A 22642-nucleotide genomic window follows, 5' to 3' on the forward strand; every position below is an offset into this window, starting at 1 on the left:
TTGTCCGCATAATTTTGAGTTCACCGGCCGGCCAAGAGCTCGTACGAAAGATTTCGGCCATCTTTTCCGGACGCTGGGGTTCGCTTCGTGCCACTCTGTGCGCATTAGTTCACAGACTGCCGGGGGCGGCGGCATGTAGACCTGAGCCTGAAACCCACCACCCCAGGGAGCAGACATGAAACGGCTGGGGCCCGTATACACACTGGCCGCCGGAGCGGCGATGGCCGTCGCCCTCGGCACGATCAGCGCCACCACCACACCCACCGCCCAGAACGCCGCAGCTCAGGGCGACACGGCCGCGGCGGTGATCGAGGCCACCTCCGAGGCCACGCCCACGGCCACCCCCGAGGCCGCCAAGACCGTCAAGCCCACCCCCGTCAAGGCCGACTACGCCGGGCGGGTCACCGGCAACGGCGGGCTGATCGCCATCTCCATCCGGAACGGCAAGGCCGTCGCGTACTTCTGCGACGGCAGGATCGAGGCCTGGCTCAAGGGCAAGGCCGCCGACGGCAAGGTCACGCTGTCCGGCCGGAACGACGCCTCGATCACCGCGAAGCTCGGCGGCGGCAAGGCCGCCGGGACCCTCGCGTTCAACGGCAAGAAGTGGACCTTCAACGCCCCGGTCGTGAAGAAGCCCTCCGGTCTCTACCGGGCCACCGCGGTCGTCCGCGGCGCGAACGTCCGCGCCGGATGGATCTACCTGGACGACGGCACCCGCGTCGGCCTGACCGTGGTGAACGACGAGGTCGCCGACGTGGCGATCCCCGAGCCGGGCCAGAACGCCGTCGTCGACGGTGTCGAGGTCGACCCCCAGGACGTCGACGAGTTCATCGAGGGCTTCTGATGAGTGACACACAGATCACACCGGTCCCGCAGCGCCAGAACCTCACCCCGCTCCTGGTACCGCTCGTCGTGGGCGGGCTGGTCGCGGTCGGCCTGGGCGTCTACGGACGCCTCCACGCCCCCACCGGGTACGCGATCGGCGTGGCGGGCTTCTCCGGTGCGCTGGCCATGAAGTCCTGGCTCACCACCGGCGCGTTCCTGCTGGCGCTGGTCCAGCTGTTCTCGGCCCTGGTCATGTGGGGCCGGATCAAACTGGACGTACCGTGGATCGGGACCCTGCACCGCTGGTCGGGACGGCTGGCGTTCGTGCTGACGATCCCGGTCGCGGTGCACTGCCTGTACGCGCTGGGCAGCCAGTTCGACGTGCCGCGGGTGATGATCCACTCGCTGCTCGGCTGCTTCTTCTACGGCGTCTTCACCGCGAAGATGCTCTCCCTGCCCAAGCGGGGGCTGCCCGGCTGGACCCTCCCGGTGCTGGGCGGGCTGACCTTCGTCGCCCTGACCGGGCTCTGGCTGACCTCCTCGTTCTGGTTCTTCACCACGATCGGGGTCAAGCTGTAGGCGGCGTGAAGGCGGTGGTCCGCCCCAGACCGGCGGCCCTGCCCTTCGCGGCCACCACCAGCGCCATCTTCCGGGACGCCTCGTCGATCATCTCGTCGCCGAGCATGGCCGCGCCGCGCATCTCGACCGTCGTGTGGTACTCGTACGCGTCGAGGATCAGCTCGGCGTGGTCGTAGTCCTGCTGCGTGGGTGAGAACACCTCGTTCGCGGCCTCGATCTGGGAGGGGTGGAGCACCCACTTGCCGTCGAAGCCGAGCGCGGCGGCCCGGCCGGCCACCCGGCGGAAGCCGTCCAGATCCTTGATCGCCAGGTAGGGGCCGTCGATGGCCTGGAGGTCGTGCATGCGGGCGGCCATCAGGATGCGCATCAGGACGTAGTGGTAGGCGTCGCCCTCGGTGTAGCCGGGCGGCTGCTCGCCGACCACCAGGGTCCGCATGTTGATCGAGGCCATGAAGTCGGCCGGGCCAAAGACCAGCGTCTCCAGGCGCGGGGACGCGCCGCCGATGGCGTCCACGTTGACCAGGCCCCTGGCGTTCTCGATCTGGGCCTCGATGCCGATCCGGCCCACCGGCAGGCCGTTGGCCTTCTCGATCTGGGTGAGCAGCGTGTCCAGCCACATCACCTGGGCGGCGTCCTCCACCTTGGGCAGCATCAGGCAGTCGACGAACTCCCCGGCGCCCTCCACGACCTCGATGACGTCGCGGTAGGTCCACCGGGTGCCCAGGTCGTTGACCCGGACCACCCTCGTCCTGCCCGACCAGTCGCCCTCCCGCAGGGCCGCCACGACGTTCTTGCGCGCGCCTTCCTTGGCCGACGGCGCGACCGAGTCCTCCAGATCGAGGAAGACCTCGTCGGCGGGAAGGCCCTGGGCCTTCTCCAGGAAGCGGGGGTTACTACCGGGGACCGCGAGACAGGAACGTCGGGAACGCATGAAAGAAGTATCTCTCTTCCATAGCGACGCTTCGCGTCGCGGTTCGGCTGTGTTCATGGCGATGCTGCGCGTCGCGGTGAGGCTCTGTTCATGGCGATGCTGCGCGTCGCGGTGAGGCTCTGTTCATGGCGACGCTGCGCGTCGCGGTGAGCCCGCTCAGACCCGGCTCCTTCCCTCGTCGGGCGAGATCGCTCGTTCCTCACGATTTCGCCCTCCTCAGTCCAGTCGCCGGCGCGGCCTCACGGGTCCAGTCGCCGGCGCGGCCTCACGGGTCCAGTCGTCGGCGCGGGCTCACGGGTCGGCGCTCGGGAGGGCCGTTCCGGGACTATGGCATCCGGACAAAGACCCCGGTCTGTTGTTGGCGGGGATCTCGTAGGACCCTTACCGGGGATGCCAGAGAATGGCATCAAGAATCGGCTAAGGGAGACACGCACGATGGCAAACGCTTCTTCGATGGCCAGGCCCGCCGTCCTGTCCGATCTCATCCCGGGCTCCCGCGTCCGCGACGCCGCGCTGGTGGTGGGGGGCGCGGCCCTGACGGGCCTGGCCGCGCAGCTCAGCTTTCCGCTGCCCGGTTCGCCCGTTCCGGTCAGTGGCCAGACCTTCGCGGTCGTTCTCGTCGGCGCCGCCCTGGGCATGAACCGCGCCGTGCTGAGCATGCTGCTCTACCTGGCGGCCGGTGTCGCGGGCGTGCCCTGGTTCGCCAACGGCGCCTCCGGCTTCGGCGGGGCGTCCTTCGGGTACGTGATCGGCTTCATCGCCGCCGCGGCCCTGGTCGGCAGGCTCGCCGAGCGCGGCGGGGACCGCACCGTCGCGCGTACGGTCGGCACGATGGTCCTGGGCAACCTCGTCATCTACGCCTTCGGCCTTCCGGTCCTGATCGCGGTCGCCAAGGTGGACCTCGCCACCGGCCTCGCCCTGGGCGTGCTGCCCTTCCTGCTCGGTGACGCCCTGAAGATCGCCGTCGCGGCCGGGCTGCTCCCCGCGGCCTGGAGGCTCGCGCGGCGCTGACCTCGCGGCGCGTACGGCCTGTGCCCTCGCCATGGGCGGCACAGGCCGTACATTCGTCTCATGGGCGTGATCGAGGAGGGCGCGAAGAAGTCGAGCGTTCTGTGGTTGTCGCTGGACCGGCCCCGGCTGGCCTGGCACACCTGGCACGACGACGCGATCTACCTGGTCACCGGCGGGGGCGAGCAGTCGCTGCCGGGGCTGGCCGAGGCCGGCGAGGTCCGGGTGACGCTGCGCAGCAAGGACAACGGCGGGCGCCTGGTGGCCTTCGACGCCCTGGTGGAGGTGGTCGACCAGGCCGAGGCACCCGGTGCGGTGGCCGCGCTGGCCAAGGAGCGGCTCAACGCCCCCGACGCCGGGCGGCTGGTGGAGCGCTGGGCCGCCGGTTCCCGGGTGATCCGCCTGGTGCCGCGCGAACCGGTCCCCTCCTGACCGCCGAGGTCGCGTGGGCCGGTCTCTGACACCGAGGCCAGGCGGACCGAATTTCCGACACCGGGCCGCGGGCCGGTCTCCTGACCATCGCGCGGCGCGCGGGCGCCTACGGGGTCGGGGACGAGTGACGCGGGCGCGGTGCCCGGGGCTCGGGAGCCGTGTCGGGCGCCGGGAGGTCCCGGGGCACGACGGCCGCGTCCGGTACCGGTACGGGAGCCGCGGTGGCCCGCTGCGCCAGGTAGGCGCCGACCAGGACGATCGCGCCGCCCGCGATCTGGAAGGGGCCGAGCGCCTCGCCGAGCAGGATCCAGGCGGCCACGGCCCCGGCGATGACCTCCAGCGAGGCGACCGTGGAGCCGACCGCGGCCGACAGGCGGCGTACCGCCAGGACGCCGAGGATGTACGCGAGCACCGTGGCGACCACGATCAGGCAGACCAGCGCCACGACCGCGGGAAGGGTGTGGCCGGGGACCGGGGTGGCCGTACCGCCGAACGCCCCCCAGGGGATGTCCCACGGCCGGGAGATCGGCGTGAGCACCACGGCGGCGCCGAGCAGGCCCCAGGCGACCAGGCCGAGCGGGTCGATGTCGGCGCCGGAGTTCTCGCTGAGCAGGAAGTACCCGGTGCAGCAGGCCGCAGCGCTCACCGCGAGCAGCAGGCCGAGCGGGTCGAGGGTGAGACCGGACCAGATCTCCACCACCACGCCGAGACCGGCCACGGCGACGACCGCGCCGACGTAGGCCGTCCGCGGCGGGCGGGCCCTGCGGACGAACCGCACCCACAGGACCACCAGCACCGGCGAGGTGAACTCGATCAGCAGGGTGACGCCCACCGGGAGACGGGTGATCGCCGCGAAGAAGAGCGCCTGCACCCCGGCCACCGCGATCACCGCGTACGCCGCGAAGAACGGCAGCCGCGAGCGCGGGATGCGCAGGGCCGCGGGCCGGGCGACGGCGAGGATGCCGGCGAGCAGCAGGCCCGCACCCGCCATCCGGATCCACGCCGCCTCCAGCGGGACCAGCCCTGCCGCGCCGAGGTACTTGGCCATGGGGCCGGAGAAGGCGAAGCACAGCGAGGAGGAGAGCGCGATCAGCACTCCGGCACGTCTCATGGGCCACCATTTTTCTGTAATTACCGTCGAGCCGTTTTGATGCTGTCATGCTGGAATGCGGGCTGGCAACCCGGATCCGGGGAACGCGCAGGGAGCGTGCCGACCACGAGCTCTCTCCGGGGGCCGCCTACGCTTCGGATGTGAGGATCTTCATCGCGCGGCTCGCCGGCACCCCGGTCTTCGACCCCGCCGGGGACCAGATCGGCCGGGTGCGTGACGTGGTGGTGGCCATCGCCGGCAGCACGCCACCGCACGTGCACGGCCTGGTCGTCGAGGTACAGCCCCGGCGGCGGGTCTTCCTGCCGATCACCCGGGTGCGTTCGGCCAAGGCCGGGGCGGTCGTCTTCAGCGGCACGCTCAACATGCGCAGGTTCGAGCAGCGGGCGACCGAGACCCTGGCCATCGCCGAGCTGCTCGACCTGAGGGTGGAGGTGGACGGCAGCCGGGCGACGGTCCTGGACCTGGCCATGGAGGAGACCCGGCGCGCCGAGTGGCTGATCACCAAGGTGGCGGTGCTGGGCAGCCCGCCCGGCATCGGGCTGCGCCGTCGCGGCGAGACCAGGATCGTCGACTGGGCCGAGGTCCGCGGCTTCGGCGCGGTCCAGCAGGACCAGGGCGCGGCCAACCTGCTGGTCGCGTTCGAGTCGATGCGCGCCGCCGACCTGGCCGGGGCCCTGCACGAGCTGCCCGACAAGCGCCGCACCGAGGTGGCCGCGGCCCTGGACGACGTACGGCTCGCCGACGTGCTGGAGGAGCTCCCCGAACGCGACCAGATCGGCATCCTGAGCAGGCTCGCCCCGGAACGGGCCGCGCACGTGCTGGAGGAGATGGACCCCGACGACGCGGCCGACCTGCTGCAGGACCTCCCGATCGAGCAGGCCGAGGCGCTGATGGCGCTGATGGAGCCGGAGGAGGCCGCCCCGGTCAGGCGGCTGCTGGTCTACCCGGAGAACACCGCGGGCGGGATCATGACGAGCGAGCCGGTGGTGCTGCCGCCGAACGCCACGGTCGCCGAGGCGCTGGCCCACATCCGCCAGACCGACCTCACCCCGGCGGTGGCCGCGCAGATCTACGTGGCCCGGCCGCCGGTCGAGACGCCCACCGGCCGCTTCCTCGGCCTGGCGCACTTCCAGCGGCTGCTGCGCGAGCCCCCGTCCACGCTGCTCGGCAGCATCCTGGACACCTCCCTGGACCCGATCAGGCCCTCCTACACCCTGAACCAGGTCACCTTCTACCTCGCCACCTACAACCTGGTGGCGGTCCCCGTGGTGAACGAGGCCGGCCGCCTGGTCGGTGCCGTCACCGTGGACGACGTGCTCGACCACCTGCTGCCGGCCGACTGGCGCGAGCGGGACGACCGGCCGGAGAGGGACGAGAATGGCTGACCGCCTCGACCAGCCCAGGCAGCCCGGCCTGCGGCTGCGCCCGCACTACGATCCCGAGGCGTTCGGGCGGCTGTCGGAGAAGATCGCCCGGTTCCTGGGCACCGCCAGGTTCCTGGTGTACATGACGGGGTTCGTCGCCCTGTGGGTGCTGTGGAACGTCTTCGCCCCGGGCTCGGTGCGGTTCGACCCGTACCCGTTCATCTTCCTGACGCTGATCCTGTCGCTGCAGGCCTCGTACGCGGCGCCGCTGATCCTGCTCGCCCAGAACCGGCAGGACGACCGGGACCGGGTCCAGAACGAGCACGACCGCAGGGCCGCGGAGCGCAACCAGGCCGACCTGGAGTACCTCACCCGGGAGATCGCCGCCCTGCGGATGGCGCTCGGCGAGGTGGCCACCCGCGACTACATCCGCTCGGAGCTGCAACGGCTCCAGGAGGACCTTCAGGAGGACCTCCAGGAGCCGCAGGCGCCCGCGGAGAGGTGAACCGGACCTCGGGGCCCTTCACCCCGGCCCGTACCGCCCGGGACCCCTCTGGGCCCCGGACGGCCGTCGGTCGGCAGAGCCGTCGGTCAGCAGGGACCGTCAGTAGAAGAGGTTCTCCGGCTCCGGCAGGTCGACCAGTGCCGGGCCGCGCCAGCGGGCGGCGTCGGAGGGCACGTCGCGGGCGCTCAGAGTGCTGAGCGTCAGCGGGACCAGCACCTTGCTGGCGGCCAGGTCGACGGTGACGTTCGCGCCGGTGCCGGCCTCGTCGCTGTAGGTGGCGTCGGTTCCGGCGATCACCAGGGCGAGCCGGTGTCCCTTCCTGAAGACGTACTCCTGCGGCAGGGTGTCCCAGGCGATCCTGGCGTAGGTGCCCGGGGTCATCGGCGAGGGGTCGCTGAGCGAGCCGCGGTTCTGCGCGTCGATCCAGCCGCGGGCGACGATCTCCAGCGGCCGGGTGGCCCGGTTGGTGACGACCTTGCGGTAGCAGGCGTCGTCGGAGGCCGTGCTCTCGCCGTGGCAGCTCTCCTCGGTGACCGTGCTGATGCCCTGGCCGCGCCTCCAGTCGATGCGGCTGTCCTCGCCGAAGTCGACCAGCAGGGCGGTCAGGTTCGCGGTGGGCGCGTCCAGGGCGACGCGCAGGTCCACCACGGGGGTGCCGGACATGCGCAGGTCCAGCGGGAGCGCGCCGGTGGTGAAGGCCACCCTGCCCGGCTTGGCCGTGCCGACGTCGGCCACCATCTCGTCCTCGGACAGGCGCAGGTCGGTGAAGGCGGCGGTCTGGCCCTTCCTGGCCGGGACCAGGCCGAAGGAGCCGTTCGCGGCCGGGCGGAAGGGGACCTTCACCGAGAGCGGCGCGGGCCAGTCGCGCTGGGTGATCCAGCGGTCGAGGCTGGTCTGCACGTCGGCACGGGGCTCGCGCATGATGCCGTTGTCCACGCCGAGCAGCCAGCGGTCGAACCAGCGGTGCAGCGTGTCGACCCAGGCGTCACGGCGTCCCTCGAAGTCGAAGGGGTCCACGTGCTGGTACTGCCCGACCCAGATCTTGCGGGGGACGTTCCGGTCGCCCAGGGCCTTCCACCACACGGAGAAGTTGTCGGGCTTGACGTTGAGGTCGTTGACCGTGTGCACCGCGAAGACGCTGGCGCGCACCTTGGAGACGTCGGCCATCGAACCGGCGATGTAGTCGCGCTCGGCCCAGAAGGGGTTGTGGTTCCCGGTGTCGTCGCCGTCCTCGGCGTCCAGCCGCGACCAGGTGGCGGCGCACTTGGCCGGAGGGTCGGTGTCCACGTAGTTCCCCAGCCACGACATGTAGTCGTAGTTGTAGACCACCCCGTTGGAGCGCTGGTACCGGTACCAGGAGCTGATCGCCGAGATCGGCACGATCGTCTCCAGCCCTTGCACGCCGGTCGCGGCCACCGCGTTGGCCAGCGTGCCGTCGTAGGACTTGCCGATCATCCCGGCCTTGCCGGTGGTCCAGTCCGCGGCCGCGGGCGTGCCGTCGGCGCGGTAGGCGGTGGCGCGGCCGTTCAGCCAGTCGATGACGGCCTTTCCGCCCATCACGTCGGCCCGTCCCCCGACGTCGGGGCAGCCGTCGGACCGGGTGGTGCCGATCATGTCGACGTGCAGGACCGCGTAGCCGCGCGGCACGAAGTAGTTGTCGTAGTACAGCGGGAACTTCGTCACGTTCCCCGCGTCGTCGTAGACCTTCCGCTCGGACTCGTTGCCCCGGCCCGAGTTGTCGTAGTACGGGCTCTCGTCGATGATCACCGGGACCCGGAGGCCGGGGCCGGACTCCCGCGGCCTGATGATGTCGACGCGGACCCGGTCGAGACGGCCGTCGGCGTCGCTGTCGAGGCTCGACTCGACGTAGACGTGCTCGCGGACGGCGTCGGCGTAGGAGAAGACCGGCTGGGTCCTCCCCTGTTCGACGGTGATCGAGGGCCGTGCGGCCGCGTGGGCCGGGGGGGTGACGCCCGCCGCCAGTACGGCGAAGGCGATGAGGGCTGCTCGTGACTTCCGCAAGCGGAGCCTCCAGGAAATTGGGGAAACACCCGCAATCTCCATGAATGTCCATATATTCGGAAGATCTCTTTATACCTTTGACATCACCCTGGGTCTGGCATGTGACACTGCCCCCGCCGCCTTTGACCGCCCCTCAGGGACGGGATCGGCCTCCGGAAGCCCGTCACGCCGGAGACGGCCGACAAGACCGGTCAGGCCACTGCCCGAGGGCGGCACCCGCCCGGCCTCGTTCGTCCCCGGCCGACGCTCGGGCGCCCCGGAGGGGCCGCGGTGGCACGTCGCAGGAGGCCAGGACCGGGTCGTGCCCGACGAGCAGGCCGGTCCCCGGGCCACGGGTGGTGCGGACCCGGGCCTGCCGGAGCGTGCGCCGGACCGCGAGCCCCTGTGAGCCGACACACTCTCCGGACTCGCCCGCCGTCAGGGTCACGGAGTAACCTGAGAACGTTGCACGCGCATCTACATGTGAATTGTCCGGATCCGGGGACCATCGTCGGAACCGGAATTACCTCCGCCGTTCCCGGGTTCTTACCATGGATCCACAACGTCGGCCTTTTCCGACCGGATCAGCCTCTCGCACGCCATGACGGCATCGCGTCGGGCGGTCCCGCCCGCCGCACGCCTCTTCGATAACAGACAAGGAGGGACGGCATCCCCGTCGCCTCAAGGTGGCGGTGTATTGCCGACACTTCGATGGCACCTACCCCGGAACTGGTGATGGCCGCCCTGGCGACCGTCAACGATCCTGAGATCCGTCGGCCGATCACCGAACTCGACATGGTCAAGAGCGTCGACATCTCCCCCGAGGGAGCGGTACGTGTCGCGATCTTCCTGACCGTGTCGGGCTGTCCCATGAAGGACACCATCACCCGGGACGTCACCGGCGCCGTCTCCAAGGTCGGCGGAGTGACCGGCGTCACGGTCGAGATGGACGTCATGAGCCCCGAGCAGCGCAAGACGCTGCAGACCAAGCTGCGCGGCGGCAAGGGACCCGAGAAGGAGATCCCCTTCGCCCAGCCCGGCTCGCTGACCCGCGTCTTCGCGGTCGCCTCCGGCAAGGGCGGCGTCGGCAAGTCCTCGGTCACCGTCAACCTGGCCGCGGCGATGGCCGCGAGCGGCCTCAAGGTCGGCGTGGTCGACGCCGACATCTACGGCCACAGCATCCCCCGCATGCTCGGGGTCTCCGAACGGCCCACCAAGGTCGAGGACATGATCATGCCGCCGGTGGCGCATGACATCAAGGTCATCTCGGTCGGGATGTTCAAGCCGGAGGGCAACACCCCGGTCGTCTGGCGCGGCCCGATGCTCGACCGTGCCCTGCACCAGTTCCTCGCGGACGTCTACTGGGGCGACCTCGACGTGCTGCTGATGGACCTGCCCCCGGGCACCGGCGACATCGCCATCTCCGTCGCGCAGCGGATGCCGTCCGCGGAGCTCCTGGTGGTGACCACCCCGCAGCAGGCCGCCGCAGAGGTCGCCGAGCGGGCCGGGTCCATCGCCGTCCAGACCCACCAGCAGATCGCCGGCGTCATCGAGAACATGTCGTGGCTGCCCTGCCCGCACTGCGACGAGCGGATCTCGGTCTTCGGCGAGGGTGGCGGTCAGACCGTGGCCGACGCGCTCACCCGTACCCTCGGCGCCCGCGTGCCGCTGCTCGGCCAGGTGCCGATCGACATGCGCCTGCGCGAGGGCGGCGACGAGGGCAAGCCGCTGGTGCTGACCGACCCGGACGCCCCGGCCGCGGCCGAGCTGAGCCGTATCGCCGCGGCCCTCGGCAAGAAGTCGGGAAGCCTCAGGGGCATGCAGCTCGGCATCTCGCCGACCCGGCGCGGCTGACCGCACCCGCGGTCACCAGAACGGCGTCCCGCCCCGGTGGTCCAGCGGCCCGGCCGCGCACCGGGGCACGGGCGACCCGAAAGCCCCGGTGGCCCGAGAGCCTAGGTGGCCTCGGAGTCGTACGGGGGGATCTCCCCGTATCCCAGCTCACCGGCCGGGTAGGACGTGGCGGGTTCGGCCGTGGCCGTCGCCGTCGTGCTCTTCCAGTCGTCCTCCAGGTCCGCGGTCAGGTGCTTGCGGACGAAGTTCTTGGGATTGAGATCGGCCGGGTCGAAGTCGGCGAACTCCGGCCCCAGGCCGGTCCGCAGGTCGTCCCTGGCGTTGTTCGCCATCCGGCGCAGGTTGCGCAGCGTCCTGGCCGCCTGTGAGGCGGCCTGCGGCAGTTTCTCCGGCCCGAAGACGAGAAGCGCGATGACCACCAGCGCCACGATCTCAGGCCAGCCGAGTCCGAACACGGTGATCTCCTACCGGGACGATGCCATGAGCACCTCTCCGGCGGCACGCCGGAGAGGTCCCACACTAATACCCCGGCCAGGGACACGCGCCCGTGGCCGGGGGGCGACGAGGGCTCAGGAGGGCGCGGGCGTCGGCTGGTCCGGCGCCGCGCCGACGATCACGGTCGCGCTCTTCTCCTGACCGCCCCGCTGGTACTTGACCGTGAGCTTCTCACCGGGCGCCCTGTTGCGGATCATCGCGATCAGCTCGTTGCCGTCCTGCAGGACGACGCCCTCGACCTCCAGGATGACGTCGCCGGGCTTGAGACCGGCCTGGGCGGCCGGGCCGTTCGGCTCGATCGGCTGGGTGCCCTCCGTGACCTGGGTGGCGATCCGCACCCCGACGCCCTGGTAGCGCGGGTCGATGGTGACGCCGATCCGCGACTTCCTGGCCTTGCCGGTGGTGATCAGCTCCTGGGCGACCCGGCGGGCGTGGTTCACCGGGATGGCGAACCCCAGGCCGATGCTTCCGCTCTGGCCGCCGACCGACCTGCCCAGCGTGGCGATCGCCGAGTTGACGCCGATGACCTCGCCGTTGGTGTTGACCAGCGGCCCGCCCGAGTTGCCGGGGTTGATGGCCGCGTCGGTCTGGACGGCACTGAGCCAGGTGGTGTCGGAGCTGTTCTCCTCGCCCGCCTGGACGGGACGGTTGAGCGAGCTGACGATGCCGGAGGTGACCGTGCCGGTCAGGCCCAGCGGGGAGCCGATGGCGATGACCGGGTCGCCCACGACCACGTTGTCGGAGTTGCCGAGGGTGATCTCCGGCGCGCCGAAGGTCTCGTTCGGCTTGACCACGGCCAGGTCGGACTCGGGGTCACGGCCGACGATGACGGCGGAGGTGGACCTGCGGTTGTTGAACTGGATCTGGATCTGGCCGTTCGGGGCCGCCGCGGCGACCACATGGTTGTTGGTCACCACGTACCCGCCCTTGATCAGGAAGCCCGAGCCGGTGCTGGAGCTCGCCCCGCCCTCGACGGCCAGCGAGACCACGCTGGGCAGGACCTTCGACGCCACGCCCGCGACCGAGTCGGGAGGGCGGACGTTGGAGCCCGAGGGGGCCTTGTCCAGGCTGAAGGAGGGGTCGCGTCCCGAGTCCGTCGGCCGGGTGAGCAGGTAGGTGCCGACGCTGCCCAGCAGCGAGGCCAGCAACGCGATCACCACGGCGAGGATGACCAGCGTGGGGGTACGGGGTCCGCGCCGGGCCACCGCGGGCGCCGTGCCGCCGAAGCCCAGGGGCAGGCCGGAACCTCCGGGGGGCGGAGCCCAGCCGGGACCCATGCCCGCGGCCTGGGCGGGCGGGGGCGGGCCGAGCGGCGGGCCGTAGACCGCCGTGTCCTGCCGCGTCCTGCCGGAGGGGTCGCCCCAGCCCTCCCCGGCCGGGAAGGAGCCGTGGGCGGAGTGGCCGGGGTCGGAGGAGGCCGGGCGGCCCTCGCCCGGTGCGGTGGGGGCGTCGTGGCGGAGCAGCTCGGGCTGTCCGTGCCGCTCGCGGTCCCACGTGCCGTGGCCGGAGGGGTCGTCGGACCGGTTCCAGACGTCGTCGCGGGGACGCTCCGCCCCGGCGGGGGCGGTCTCCCCCGCGGGCAGGAACTCCGGGCGGGAGAACTCGGGGCCGGAGGGGCCGGCGCGGCGGGACTGCTCGACGCCGTGTCCGCCGTCGGCGAATTCCGACGGCGTACGCCCCTCAGCATCGTGCGCCTCGTGGGTACGGGCCTCGTCGGTCATCGGATACTCACCACTCCTTGCCTCGCAGGCGACCGCTCACCGAGTCGACCCGGCAATCTTCCCCCGAGCGGCATACGAGATGTGTAAAGCACGCGTCATTCGAAGGGATTGACCCAGGAGAGCACGCGCGCGGCACCGCGGCCGAGCCTCGCCCAGAGATCGGGGACGGGCTCGTGCGGCAACGCCGCGACGGCGGCGTCGGCCATGTCGGCCGGCGCGTCCGCAAAGACGGTGTAGACATGACCCCCACTCGCCCAGATCGTCTCCTGCCCCGCCGGGTCTCGAACCCAGATCGTATGCCCGTTACGCCGCTCGGCATGCCAATCGCGGAGACGTTCCTCATCAAGCATCCCAGGCTGGATGAAAACCGACACGACCGACAGGCCGTCGGAGTACCCGAGATATACGTGACCGGCGGCGGCGCGGTGCGCGGCGAACAGCTCCAGGCGGCCCGGCAGGGCGGTGGGGAAGTGCCAGCCGGCGGCCCGCAGGCGGGGGATCTCGGCCAGGTCGAGGCCGCCCGCGGGCATCGCGGGCACCGTGTGCCGCGCCGGGGTGGCCGGTCGCACGGTCAGGTCGACGAAGGCGGCGGTGTGCACGATCCGGCCCCGCGCGTCCAGCAGGTCCCGGCGCAGCACCGGCCCGGCGGCGCGGTCGAGCCAGTAGCGGGCCGCGACGGTGCCGTCGGTGCGCAGGACGTGCACCAGGCGGGCGGGCCGCCCGCAGGCCTGGCCCTCGCCCGCGTCCACCACCCGGTAGTTGCGGGCCAGCACCTCCAGCATCGTCTCGGACGGGCTGGACATGCCTCCGGCGAGGGTGCCGGGATCTGCGCTCTGCGTGAGGCCCGAGGGCTCGGCGCGCACCGTCAGCCCCGCTCCGGGGGCGTTGTGCACCTCCTGCACCACCGAGGCGGTGCCCGAGGCGCCCCAGACGGTCACGTACCGGGTGCCGGAGTATCCCCGGGTGCGGCCGGCGATCGCGGCGTCGCGCAGCAGGGCCAGGCCGGTGTCCTCGCTCTCCGCGTCGTCCGGCGGACCGGTCTGGGAGGAGCGGACGGCGTGCGCCGGACCACCCGTCACCAGTCCCAGCACCATCAAGGCCGCCAGGAGCAGGGTGACGGGCAGCCGGATCACGGAGTGGGCGAGTAGGTCGGCGTCGCCGACCCGCCATAGGGCGCGGTGTTCCTGTGCTGGTTGGCGAACATGTCGACCGGGGGCACCACGCGCGGGTTGGGATCGGTGCCGCCTACCGCGAACAGCGTCCCGATCGCCACGGCCGCCGAGGCGACGCCAACCGCGACGTACCCGGCTCGCCGGGCGCGGCGGGGACGGCCCCCGGCGCGGCCACGGGGCCGGTTGTCGGGGGGAGCGACGCTGTGCATGCTCGGGATGGGCGCTCCCGCGAAGGTGCGCGGGGGCGGAAAGGGGCGCTCGCGCGGGGGCAGCGGCCCGCCCGGCTCGGCCATCCGCAGCAGGGACATCGTCAGGTCGGTCGGCATCGCGGGCCCGTCGAGGGACCGCAGCCGGCTCTTCAGCGCCCGCACGGCGTCGACCTCGGCCCGGCACGGGGCGCAGAAGGTCAGGTGCGACAGGGCACGGTCGCGCTCGTGGTGATTGAGCTCACCGTCGACCAATGCGGATACACGCTCTCCGAGATGACTCATGCGCACTCCTTGCCAAGAGGCTCGTCGTGACATTCGTCATGACTGTGGTTTCTCATGCGAACTCCTCCCCGTGAGTAACGCTCGGGGGGAGTTGGTCGTTCCGCGGCGCGCGGTGCTCCAGCGCGTCGCGCAGCTGCGCGCGCCCGCGGTGGATCCGGCTGCGGACCGTGCCGAGCTTCACGCCGAGCGTCGCGGCGATCTCCTCGTACGACAGGCCCTCGATGTCGCACAGCACGACGGCCGCGCGGAACTCGGGCGCGAGCGCGTCGAGCGCCGCCTGGATGTCGGGCTCCATGTGGGCGTCGTCGTACACCTGCGCCGGGGAGGGCTCGCGTCCGCGCAGCCGCTCCGCGGCGTCGTCGGCGAACCCCTCGAACCTGATGCGCTGCTTGCGCCGCGCCATGTCCAGGAACAGGTTCGTGGTGATGCGGTGCAACCAGCCCTCGAACGTGCCCGGAGTGTAGTTCGACAACGACCTGAAGACCCGGACGAAGACCTCCTGCGTGAGGTCCTCGGCGTCGTGCACGTTGCCGGTCAGCCGATAGGCCAGCCGGTACACCCGCGCCGAGTGCGTCCGGACCACTTCCTCCCACGTGGGAGGCGTCCAATCAGACACGGGAGCTCCTGACTGGTGGTCGGGCTCGTCCACCAGCACTCCTCTCTCCGGGACCACCGCTATCGCCATAGTGCCTGGTTTCGTCCCTTCGTGCGCACCGACTGTCTTCCGGACCGGCAAAGGCCGCTTAAACCGTGCAACGCACCGGGGGTCACATGAGTTCCCGATCGGGCCTGCCTCCCTTAGGCTGCGACCGAGCGTCTATATGACGGTGTACGGAGAAAGCGGGAGGAGAGGCCGATGGCAGAGACGCCGCCCAGTCCGTTGGAGGCCACTCTGGCCTATGCCGACGAGTTCCACCGGGAGGACGACATCCTCCGCGCCGCGCGCCTGCGCGGGGCCGAGGTGGGGGCTCCCCCGATCCTGCCCGGCGGCGGCGCCGCCCTCTGCTTCCTCGCCACCGCGGTCAACGCCCGCGCCGTCGTGGAGATCGGCACCGGCTGCGGGGTCTCCGGCCTGTGGCTGCTGCGCGGCATGCGCCCGGACGGCACGCTCACCAGCGTGGACGTCGAGCCCGAGCACCAGCGGCTGGCCAGGCAGAGCTTCGCCCAGGCCGGTTTCTCCGGCGGCCGGATCCGCCTGATCACCGGCCGGGCCCTGGACGTGCTCCCCCGCCTGTCCGACGGCGGCTACGACCTGGTCTTCTGCGACGGCGCCACGCACGAGTACGCCGACTACCTGGCCGAGTCGATCCGGCTGCTGAGGGTCGGCGGCGTCGTGGTCTTCGACAACGCCCTGTGGGGCAACCGGGTGGCCGACCCCGTGCAGCGCGACCCGGACACCGTCGCGATCAGGGAGCTGGGCAAGCTGGTCCGCTCCGACGAGCGGCTCCGCCCGCTGATGATGCCCCTGGGCGACGGCATCCTGGCGGCCGTCAAGCTCGCCGACTGACCCCGGCCCCGGCCTCCGCTTTCAGGGACCTCCGGGGGCCGGGAGGCCGGGGACACGCCGGTGGCGGCGCGTCCTCACCGTTCCGGCAGCCCCGCCAGCCACTCCAGCAGCAGGCGCACGCCGTACCCGGTGGCGCCCTTGCTCAGCAGGCCCTCGTCGGCGCCGCTGCGGCCGACGCCCGCGATGTCCAGGTGCGCCCACGGCCGTCCGCCGGTGAACTCGCGCAGGAACAGCGCCGCGGTCACCGAACCCGCGCCGTAGGTGGATCCGGTCTCGATGTTGGCCAGGTCGGCCACGGACGACTCCAGGGCCGGGACGTAGTCCTCGATCAGCGGCATCCGCCAGAGCGGTTCCCCGCCGGCCTCCCCGGCCTCGGTCAGCGCCTCGGCCAGGGCGTCGTCGGAGGCGAAGACCGCGCCCAGGCCCTTGCCCAGCGCGATGCCGATCGCCCCGGTCAGGGTGGCCACGTCGACCATGACGTCCGGGTCCAGCTCGGCGTCGGCGTAGGCCAGCGCGTCGGCCAGCACCAGCCGGCCCTCCGCGTCGGTGTTCAGCACCTCCACGGTCCGGCCGCCGTACTGGGTGATCACGTCGGAGGGGCGCTGGGCCGAGCCGGAGAAGGCGTTCTCGGCGGTGGCGACCAGGCCGGTGACCCGGACCCGCACGCCGAGGTCGGCCAGCGCGCCCAGGACCGCGATGACCACGGCCCCGCCCGCCATGTCGGTCTTCATGAAGACCATGTTGCTGGTCGGCTTGAGGGAGATCCCGCCGGTGTCGTAGGTGATGCCCTTGCCGACCAGGACCACGTGGCCGCTCGCGCCCTCGGGCCGGTAGTCCAGCCGGATCAGCCGGGGCGGGCTCTGCGCCCCCTTCCCGACGGCGAGGATCCCGCCGAACCCGTCGTCGGCCAGCTCCCGCTCGTCCCACACCCGCACGGTCACGTCCCGGTCCGCGACGTGCTCGCCGGCGCGCTCGGCCAGCCAGGCCGGGGACTTCACCGAGGACGGCGTGTTGGCCAGGTCCCTGGCCAGGGCCACGGCCTCGGCGATCACCCGCGCGCCGCCGACCTCGGCCTCGGCCTCGTCGCCGACGAACTCCAGCGTCACCCCCGGCGTCTGCTCCTCCCCTGCCCGGAAGGTGTACGTGGCCAGCAGCGCGCCCTGCACGAAGGCGGCCACCGGACCGGCGGGGAGCACGATCCTGAGGGCGTCCCTGCCCTTGCCGCGGCGTGCCACCGCCGCCCCGGCCTTGCGCAGGGCCGTCGCCGACCCGTCGCCGATCCCGTACAGGAGCACCCGGCCCACGGCGTCGCCGGTGGCGACGGGAACCTCGACGATCTCCCCGGCCTCGCCCTTGGACCTGTGGTGGGCGAGCAGCGCCGCCGCGGGCAGCGGCAGGTCGATCTCGGGCGCCAGGCCGGCGTCGAAGGGGACGGCCAGCAGCTCGGCGTCCCCGTAGGACGGGCCGGTGTCCCCGGAGGCGGTCTCGGGGTCGGCGTCGGCGTCGGGGGCGGTGACCCACAGCCCACGGGCGTACGGCTCGCGGGGCAGGAGAAGGGAGGGGGAGAGGGGCATGGGGCGACTCCAGTCATCGGGTCCGGCGGAAGGGAGAACGCCGGGGAAAACACCGGGAGGACACGGGGAGGACACTCGGACACCGTCGACGACGTCACGGAGGGGTCCGCGGAGAACACCGCGGCCCTGGCGCGAGCCGCCGTGAGGCGGTCCGGCGGCCAGGGCCGTGTTCATCGTCGGTCGCGCGGGCCGTCGCAGGTGTCATGCTCCCCGAGCAAGCTCAAATAGGGCCCGGCTCCACCACTGTCGTCAGATCGGGATCAACCGACGATCTTCTTCAATTCCTCACCAAGGGCGCTCGCCTCGTCCGCCGAGAGCTCGACGACGAGACGTCCGCCACCCTCCAGAGGAACCCGCATGACGATGCCCCTGCCTTCCTTGACGACCTCCAGCGGACCATCACCGGTCCTCGGCTTCATAGCCGCCATGCGTGTATCCCTTCCTGCTTCGGGCTCCGGATCTCCGACTGACCCGAGGGTGGCCGACGCATTCACGTCTTCTGTGATGTCCTATTATCCCGCCTCCGCACGGAGAATGGGAACGATCAGTATCAGCGTCGGCTCATCCGGCGATCAAGACCGTTGTCCGAGCCCCCTCGGAGGACCAAACTTGTCCTCGTGAACGCCCGCGCCGCTCTCTTCGATCTGTACGGGGACCATCTGCGGTCCCGGGGCGGCCGCGCCTCCGTCGCCGCCCTCGTCCGGCTGCTCGCCCCCCTGGACATCGCCCCACCGGCCGTGCGCACCGCCGTCTCGCGGATGGTGCGGCAGGGCTGGCTCTCGCCCATCCGGCTGCCCAGGGGGCCCGGGTACGAGGTCACGCCCAAGTGCGTGCGCCGCCTGGACGAGGCGGCCCTGAGAATTTACCGAGTCGGGACGATCACCTGGAACGGCCGGTGGCACGTCCTGGTGGTGGACCCCGTGCGCGAGCGGTCCAGGCGGGAACGCCTGCGGGCCGAGCTCTCCTTCATCGGGTACGCGCCCATGTCCGAGACGACCTGGATCGGGCCGCGCCCCTCCCTGGAGCTGGACGCGATCCTGGGCGGCCAGGGCGTCCGCGCGGACCGGTTCGAGGCGGTGCTCGAGGGCGACCCGGCCGCGCTGGTCGCCAGGACGTGGGACCTGGACGGCATCGGAGCCGCCTACGAGGAGTGGCTGACCCGCGCGCGGGACCTGCTGGACGCCCTGCCCGCGGACGCGGGCTGCGACCAGGTCTTCGCCACCCGGAGCAGGCTGCTGCACGGCTGGCGCAACTTCCTCTTCCGCGATCCCGGGCTCCCCGCGGAGCTGCTGCCCCGGGGCTGGCCCGGGGAGAGGGCCAGGACCTACTTCGAGCGCGAGGCCGGGCGGCTGCTCCCGGCCGCCGCGACCTTCGTCGACCGTCACCTCGGCGAGCCGTGGGACGGCCCGCAGGAGTCGCCGCCCCAGGCGGCACGGAGAGCGACAGCGCAGGATATGCCGTAAAGGACTGGCCGTAACCTCCCAGAAGCCCCCAGAAGGCCGCAGAGGGCTCTCAGGACGCATCCTGAGGGGCATCCTGGGAGAACGCGGACCCGGACCGGCGTCGCCGACGTCACGGCCCGGACGAGCAGAGCCGAACCATCCGGAAGGAGCACACGTTGAGCGACGTTCTCTACTCCGTCGACGACGCCGTCGCCGTCATCGTCATCAACCGGCCGGAGGCGATGAACTCGCTGACGACCTCCGCGAAGGCGGCCCTGCTGGAGGCGGTGACCGAGGCGTCGCGGGCGGACACCGTACGGGCGGTGCTGCTGACCGGGGCGGGACGGGCCTTCTGCGCCGGACAGGACCTGGGCGAGCACGCCGCGAACCTGGAGGCCGGCCGGGGCCTGGACGGCACCGTGCGCGCCCACTACAACCCGATCATCCGGACGATCACCGAGATGGACAAGCCCGTGGTGGCGGCGGTGAACGGTGTCGCCGCGGGAGCGGGGGCCTCCCTGGCCTTCGCCTGCGACCTGCGGATCGCCTCGGAGAAGGCCAGGTTCGCGATGGCCTTCTCCGGTATCGGGCTCGCCCCCGACTCGGGAGCCTCCTGGACCCTCCAGCGTCTGGTGGGACAGGCGCGCGCCACCGAGCTGCTGCTGCTCGGCGAGCCGCTGGGCGCGGTCCGCGCGCTGGAGCTCGGGGTGGTCTCCCAGGTCTTCCCCGCCGAGGAGCTCGACGCCGCGGCCCGGACGATGGCCGTACGGCTGGCGCAGGGCCCCACCGGCGCCTACGCGGCGACCAAGCGTGCCCTGCGGTCCGCCGCCACCGGCACCCTGGCCGAGGCGCTGGAGGTGGAGGCCGACCTCCAGGACGCCTGCGCCAAGACCGATGACCACCTGAACGCCACCCGCGCCTTCCTGGCCAAGGAACGGCCCGTCTTCCAGGGCCGCTGACCCGGGGGCTTCCGGAGCCGCCGACCCGGGAGGGCCGGCTCCGGTGCTCGCGGGACCGCCGGGGGACGACCGGGACCGGGGTCCGGCCCTCACCGGCCCCGGCGCGTCCAGCAGTCGGCGACGTGGTCGTTGACCAGGCCGATGGCCTGCATCAGCGCGTAGGCGGTGGTCGGGCCGATGAAGCGGAAGCCGCGCGACTTCAGCTCCTTGGCCAGCGCCTTGGAGCCGGGGGTCTGCGCGGGGACGTCCGCCAGGGTCGCGGGCACGGGCGAGCCGGGGTCGGCGTGGGCCCAGACGAGGTCGGACAGGCCGATGCCGAGCGCGGCCCGCGCGTTGGCGATCGTCGCCTCGATCTTCGCCCGGTTGCGGACGATGCCCGCGTCCGCGAGCAGCCGGTCGACGTCCGCCTCGCCGAAGGCGGCCACGGTCGGGATGGAGAACCCGGCGAAGGCCGTCCGGAAGTTCTCCCGCTTGCGCAGGATCGTGATCCACGACAGGCCGGACTGGAACGCCTCCAGCGCGATCCGCTCGAACACCCGGTCGTCACCGGTGACCGGACGGCCCCACTCGTGATCGTGGTAGTCGATGTAGTCCGGGGCCGAGGTGACCCAGCCGCAGCGTACGAGTCCCGCGGGGCCCTCTCCCGCGGGGCCCTCGGTGTCCGGGAGGGGTGTGACCCCCCCGGGGTGCGAGGGCTCGCTCACCGGGCTCCCCCGGGCCCGCGCGGCTCGGGACGGTCGTCGTCGGGGTTCCCCGCCCCGGCGAGGTCCCGCGGGGCCGTGGACCCGTGGGTCTCGATCGGTTCCGGACTCCGGGAGGCGTCCGGGACCACGGTCGGTTCCGGGCTCCGGGGGGCCTGTGAGATCACGGTCGGTTCCGAAAGGGCGGTCTCCCTCTCCGGGACCGGCGTGACGCTGGACACCGCGGCGGCTCCCGAGACCGGGGTGGGATCCGGGTCCTGGACGGGTTCCGGATCCGGCGCGATGGTCCGGACCTGCTCCGGGACCGGCGCGATGTCCGGAACGGGCTCCAGGGCCGGCACGAGACCCGGGGCGGGCTTCGGATCCGGGTCCGGGGTGGGATTCGGGATGGGATCCGGGTCCGGCGCGGGCTCCAGGTCCGGGACAGGGCTCGGTTCCAGGACGGGCTCCGGTTCCAGGACGGACCGGGAGGGGTCTTCCCGCGCGAAGGGCGGCGCGTCCGGCCGCCACGGGTCCGCGGCCACCGGTCCGGAGGAGAGCTCCTCGACCTCCAGCGGCCCGCCCGTACCGGACAGGGCGTGGTACGGCGCCTCGCGCCCGGGGCGCTTGGAGGCCGGCAGGGCCGGATCGAGCTCGTGGCGCGCCTGGAGCCTGCCCGCGAGCAGCTCGGACACCCGCTGCTCCAGCACGGCGATCCTGGTGTCGCGCTCGCTCAGCGCGCCGGCGACCCGGTGCAGCGTCTCGTCGACGCTCTGCGTGTGGTAGCCGACGAGGCTCACCGGCAGTTGCAGGGCCACGAAGTCGACCGCGCCGAGCCGGCCTGCCGCGGGCAGGTCCAGGGGGGGCACGTCGGGGGGGAATTCCTTGAGCTCACCTCCCCGCCCCATGGCGACCGCCGTGACACCGGCGATCACGGCTATGGCAGCGAGGGCTAAGACGACCAGCACATACGAATCGTGCCACAAGTCGGCTGGCCTAGGATCGGCTCGTGACCTCTCCGTTTCCCGAAGCGTTTCCCGAAGAGACCGGAGCGTTTCCCGAAGGGAGCCGCCGTCCGTCCCCGTCCGCCGATCCGGCACCGGGAGTGTTCCCCGTCGTGCTCGGGCCCGGTGACGAGGTCGATCCCGGCTGGGCCGAGGCCGCCTCGGCCGAGGAGGTCGAAAAACTCGTCCGCGCCGGGCACACCGTGGTGGTCACCCCCGCCCGTCTGACCGGGGTCCCTCGCGGGGACGGGCCGGACGCCGAGGCCGCGGAGCTGGCCGCGGCCTCGATCTGCGCCTGGCTCGGCGCCCGGGTCTTCCGTACCGGCCGCCCCGGGCAGGTGCGGCGGGCGGTGGAGATGACCGAGTCCCTCGCCGGGAGGCGCCCGCCCGCGCTAACCCGCCGTGGCCTCGCCTAGCTCCTCGGGACTCGGCTCCAGGTGCCTGGTCGTCTTCTCCAGCAGCTCGAACGCCTCCTCGACCGTGGTGGCCCAGGAGATGGCGTCGAAGACGTTCGGACGGGTGAAGCCCTCCTCCTGCATGTTCCGGACCAGCTCCCGCAACGGCGCGTACAGGCCCCAGGGGTCGAGCAGCACCAGCGGCTTGTCGTGCAGGCCCAGCGTGCGGGACGTCCAGATCTCGAACAGCTCCTCCAGCGTCCCGATGCCGCCCGGCAGCACCAGGAAGGCGTCGGAGCGGGCGTCCATGACGCCCTTGCGCTCCCGCATGTCGGTGGTGACCACCAGCTCGCCGGACTCCTCGTCCGCGATCTCGATGTCCACCAGTGCCTGGGGGATCACCCCCACGGTGTGGGCGCCGCCCGCGCGGGCGGCGCGGGCCACCGCTCCCATGCAGGAGACCGTGGCCCCGCCGCTCACCAGGGCGTGCCCGCGCCTGGCGAGCTCGGTCCCCACCTGCTCGGCGAGCTCCAGGTACCTGTGGTCGATCCTCTGACTTGACGCGAGGAATACGCAGATGAACACCCGGCGA

At 72.1% G+C, this 22642-nt stretch carries 24 protein-coding genes; 11 read left to right on the forward strand and 13 right to left on the reverse strand.

The features are described from left to right. Window positions 1-175: 175 nt before the first annotated feature. Both ABD832_RS31105 and ABD832_RS31110 read left to right on the forward strand, forming a co-directional pair. Entirely contained in the window at window positions 176-844 is a 669-nt protein-coding gene (locus tag ABD832_RS31105; protein ID WP_344902341.1) for a hypothetical protein, read from the forward strand. Continuing rightward, the gene (locus tag ABD832_RS31110; RefSeq protein WP_344902344.1) at window positions 844-1404 is read left to right on the forward strand and encodes a DUF6529 family protein; all 561 of its coding nucleotides are present in this window, start codon (window positions 844-846) and stop codon (window positions 1402-1404) included. The genes ABD832_RS31105 and ABD832_RS31110 overlap by 1 nt, the downstream gene beginning before the upstream one ends. On the opposite strand, the gene ABD832_RS31115 is transcribed toward ABD832_RS31110, so the two are convergent. Continuing rightward, complete coding sequence (locus ABD832_RS31115) at window positions 1394-2335, reverse strand: HpcH/HpaI aldolase/citrate lyase family protein (RefSeq protein ID WP_344902347.1); 942 nt, start codon at window positions 2333-2335, stop codon at window positions 1394-1396. The two genes, ABD832_RS31110 and ABD832_RS31115, sit on opposite strands and share 11 nt — an antisense overlap. 435 nt (window positions 2336-2770) lie before the next feature. On the opposite strand from ABD832_RS31115, the gene ABD832_RS31120 reads away from it, so the two are divergent. Both ABD832_RS31120 and ABD832_RS31125 read left to right on the forward strand, forming a co-directional pair. Continuing rightward, on the forward strand, window positions 2771-3346 hold the full coding sequence (locus ABD832_RS31120; protein ID WP_344902350.1) for a biotin transporter BioY: 576 nt from the start codon (window positions 2771-2773) through the stop codon (window positions 3344-3346). 60 nt (window positions 3347-3406) lie between these two features. Further along, entirely contained in the window at window positions 3407-3775 is a 369-nt protein-coding gene (locus ABD832_RS31125; protein WP_344902352.1) for a hypothetical protein, read from the forward strand. A 106-nt stretch (window positions 3776-3881) separates the two neighbouring features. On the opposite strand, the gene ABD832_RS31130 is transcribed toward ABD832_RS31125, so the two are convergent. Further along, complete coding sequence (locus ABD832_RS31130) at window positions 3882-4886, reverse strand: EamA family transporter (RefSeq protein WP_344902355.1); 1005 nt, start codon at window positions 4884-4886, stop codon at window positions 3882-3884. Window positions 4887-5026: 140 nt separating this feature from the next. Here ABD832_RS31130 and ABD832_RS31135 point away from each other — a divergent pair, with 140 nt between their 5' ends. After that, window positions 5027-6271, forward strand: coding sequence for a magnesium transporter MgtE N-terminal domain-containing protein (locus tag ABD832_RS31135; protein ID WP_344902358.1), 1245 nt, complete (start codon window positions 5027-5029; stop codon window positions 6269-6271). Further along, on the forward strand, window positions 6264-6755 hold the full coding sequence (locus ABD832_RS31140; protein WP_344902361.1) for a DUF1003 domain-containing protein: 492 nt from the start codon (window positions 6264-6266) through the stop codon (window positions 6753-6755). The genes ABD832_RS31135 and ABD832_RS31140 overlap by 8 nt, the downstream gene beginning before the upstream one ends. Before the next feature lie 99 nt (window positions 6756-6854). Here ABD832_RS31140 and ABD832_RS31145 read toward each other — a convergent pair whose 3' ends face one another. After that, window positions 6855-8777 (reverse strand): Xaa-Pro dipeptidyl-peptidase, encoded by a 1923-nt coding sequence (locus ABD832_RS31145; protein WP_344902364.1) that lies wholly within the window; start codon window positions 8775-8777, stop codon window positions 6855-6857. A gap of 690 nt (window positions 8778-9467) precedes the next feature. Between ABD832_RS31145 and ABD832_RS31150 the strand changes: the two genes are divergently transcribed. Further along, window positions 9468-10610, forward strand: a complete 1143-nt coding sequence (locus ABD832_RS31150; protein WP_344902366.1) for an Mrp/NBP35 family ATP-binding protein — start codon at window positions 9468-9470, stop codon at window positions 10608-10610. 101 nt (window positions 10611-10711) lie between these two features. On the opposite strand, the gene ABD832_RS31155 is transcribed toward ABD832_RS31150, so the two are convergent. The 5 genes from ABD832_RS31155 to sigE all read right to left on the reverse strand — a co-directional run bounded on the left by ABD832_RS31155 (window position 10712) and on the right by sigE (window position 15174). Next, entirely contained in the window at window positions 10712-11065 is a 354-nt protein-coding gene (locus ABD832_RS31155; RefSeq protein WP_344902368.1) for a sec-independent translocase, read from the reverse strand. Window positions 11066-11179: 114 nt separating this feature from the next. Beyond that, entirely contained in the window at window positions 11180-12826 is a 1647-nt protein-coding gene (locus ABD832_RS31160) for a S1C family serine protease (RefSeq protein WP_344902371.1), read from the reverse strand. A gap of 95 nt (window positions 12827-12921) precedes the next feature. Then, a complete protein-coding gene (locus ABD832_RS31165; protein ID WP_344902374.1) occupies window positions 12922-13959 on the reverse strand; it encodes a sigma-E factor regulatory protein RseB domain-containing protein in 1038 nt (345 codons plus the stop codon). Further along, on the reverse strand, window positions 13956-14489 hold the full coding sequence (locus tag ABD832_RS31170; protein WP_344902378.1) for an anti-sigma factor family protein: 534 nt from the start codon (window positions 14487-14489) through the stop codon (window positions 13956-13958). Before ABD832_RS31170 ends, ABD832_RS31165 begins: the two co-directional genes overlap by 4 nt. A 52-nt stretch (window positions 14490-14541) precedes the next feature. Further along, window positions 14542-15174: an RNA polymerase sigma factor SigE gene (gene sigE, locus ABD832_RS31175; RefSeq protein ID WP_344902381.1), complete on the reverse strand. Its 633-nt coding sequence runs from the start codon at window positions 15172-15174 to the stop codon at window positions 14542-14544. 171 nt (window positions 15175-15345) lie between these two features. Here sigE and ABD832_RS31180 point away from each other — a divergent pair, with 171 nt between their 5' ends. Next, a complete protein-coding gene (locus ABD832_RS31180) occupies window positions 15346-15996 on the forward strand; it encodes an O-methyltransferase (protein WP_344902384.1) in 651 nt (216 codons plus the stop codon). Between the two features lie 74 nt (window positions 15997-16070). Here the strand turns inward: ABD832_RS31180 and ABD832_RS31185 are convergent, their stop codons facing one another. Both ABD832_RS31185 and ABD832_RS31190 read right to left on the reverse strand, forming a co-directional pair. Beyond that, complete coding sequence (locus ABD832_RS31185; RefSeq protein WP_344902387.1) at window positions 16071-17570, reverse strand: leucyl aminopeptidase; 1500 nt, start codon at window positions 17568-17570, stop codon at window positions 16071-16073. Window positions 17571-17830: 260 nt separating this feature from the next. Continuing rightward, the gene (locus ABD832_RS31190; protein WP_084195322.1) at window positions 17831-17998 is read right to left on the reverse strand and encodes a DUF3117 domain-containing protein; all 168 of its coding nucleotides are present in this window, start codon (window positions 17996-17998) and stop codon (window positions 17831-17833) included. A gap of 189 nt (window positions 17999-18187) precedes the next feature. Here ABD832_RS31190 and ABD832_RS31195 point away from each other — a divergent pair, with 189 nt between their 5' ends. After that, a complete protein-coding gene (locus ABD832_RS31195; protein ID WP_344902390.1) occupies window positions 18188-19033 on the forward strand; it encodes a PaaX family transcriptional regulator in 846 nt (281 codons plus the stop codon). 155 nt (window positions 19034-19188) lie between these two features. Continuing rightward, window positions 19189-19971 (forward strand): enoyl-CoA hydratase-related protein, encoded by a 783-nt coding sequence (locus tag ABD832_RS31200; protein WP_344902393.1) that lies wholly within the window; start codon window positions 19189-19191, stop codon window positions 19969-19971. 89 nt (window positions 19972-20060) lie between these two features. On the opposite strand, the gene ABD832_RS31205 is transcribed toward ABD832_RS31200, so the two are convergent. Together ABD832_RS31205 and ABD832_RS31210 are read right to left on the reverse strand one after the other, a co-directional pair. Beyond that, complete coding sequence (locus tag ABD832_RS31205) at window positions 20061-20675, reverse strand: DNA-3-methyladenine glycosylase I (RefSeq protein WP_344902396.1); 615 nt, start codon at window positions 20673-20675, stop codon at window positions 20061-20063. Next, window positions 20672-21619 (reverse strand): hypothetical protein, encoded by a 948-nt coding sequence (locus ABD832_RS31210; protein ID WP_344902399.1) that lies wholly within the window; start codon window positions 21617-21619, stop codon window positions 20672-20674. Before ABD832_RS31210 ends, ABD832_RS31205 begins: the two co-directional genes overlap by 4 nt. Before the next feature lie 149 nt (window positions 21620-21768). Here ABD832_RS31210 and ABD832_RS31215 point away from each other — a divergent pair, with 149 nt between their 5' ends. Next, window positions 21769-22071 carry a hypothetical protein gene (locus ABD832_RS31215; protein WP_344902402.1) on the forward strand — a complete coding sequence of 101 codons (303 nt, stop codon included), beginning with the start codon at window positions 21769-21771 and terminating at the stop codon, window positions 22069-22071. Here the strand turns inward: ABD832_RS31215 and ABD832_RS31220 are convergent. Further along, window positions 22048-22635, reverse strand: a complete 588-nt coding sequence (locus ABD832_RS31220; RefSeq protein ID WP_344902405.1) for an LOG family protein — start codon at window positions 22633-22635, stop codon at window positions 22048-22050. The two genes, ABD832_RS31215 and ABD832_RS31220, sit on opposite strands and share 24 nt — an antisense overlap. Window positions 22636-22642: the final 7 nt, after the last annotated feature.

Source organism: Streptosporangium longisporum, from assembly GCF_039534895.1.
In the GTDB taxonomy this organism is placed as follows: domain Bacteria; phylum Actinomycetota; class Actinomycetes; order Streptosporangiales; family Streptosporangiaceae; genus Streptosporangium; species Streptosporangium longisporum.

Coding starts and splice junctions, on each gene's coding strand:
- ABD832_RS31105 (WP_344902341.1), top strand. CDS start 176: ATGAAACGGCTGGGGCCCGTATACACACTGGCCGCCGGAGCGGCGATG.
- ABD832_RS31110 (WP_344902344.1), top strand. CDS start 844: ATGAGTGACACACAGATCACACCGGTCCCGCAGCGCCAGAACCTCACC.
- ABD832_RS31115 (WP_344902347.1), bottom strand. CDS start 2,335: ATGCGTTCCCGACGTTCCTGTCTCGCGGTCCCCGGTAGTAACCCCCGC.
- ABD832_RS31120 (WP_344902350.1), top strand. CDS start 2,771: ATGGCAAACGCTTCTTCGATGGCCAGGCCCGCCGTCCTGTCCGATCTC.
- ABD832_RS31125 (WP_344902352.1), top strand. CDS start 3,407: ATGGGCGTGATCGAGGAGGGCGCGAAGAAGTCGAGCGTTCTGTGGTTG.
- ABD832_RS31130 (WP_344902355.1), bottom strand. CDS start 4,886: ATGAGACGTGCCGGAGTGCTGATCGCGCTCTCCTCCTCGCTGTGCTTC.
- ABD832_RS31140 (WP_344902361.1), top strand. CDS start 6,264: ATGGCTGACCGCCTCGACCAGCCCAGGCAGCCCGGCCTGCGGCTGCGC.
- ABD832_RS31150 (WP_344902366.1), top strand. CDS start 9,468: ATGGCACCTACCCCGGAACTGGTGATGGCCGCCCTGGCGACCGTCAAC.
- ABD832_RS31160 (WP_344902371.1), bottom strand. CDS start 12,826: ATGACCGACGAGGCCCGTACCCACGAGGCGCACGATGCTGAGGGGCGT.
- ABD832_RS31170 (WP_344902378.1), bottom strand. CDS start 14,489: ATGAGTCATCTCGGAGAGCGTGTATCCGCATTGGTCGACGGTGAGCTC.
- sigE (WP_344902381.1), bottom strand. CDS start 15,174: ATGGCGATAGCGGTGGTCCCGGAGAGAGGAGTGCTGGTGGACGAGCCC.
- ABD832_RS31180 (WP_344902384.1), top strand. CDS start 15,346: ATGGCAGAGACGCCGCCCAGTCCGTTGGAGGCCACTCTGGCCTATGCC.
- ABD832_RS31185 (WP_344902387.1), bottom strand. CDS start 17,570: ATGCCCCTCTCCCCCTCCCTTCTCCTGCCCCGCGAGCCGTACGCCCGT.
- ABD832_RS31190 (WP_084195322.1), bottom strand. CDS start 17,998: ATGGCGGCTATGAAGCCGAGGACCGGTGATGGTCCGCTGGAGGTCGTC.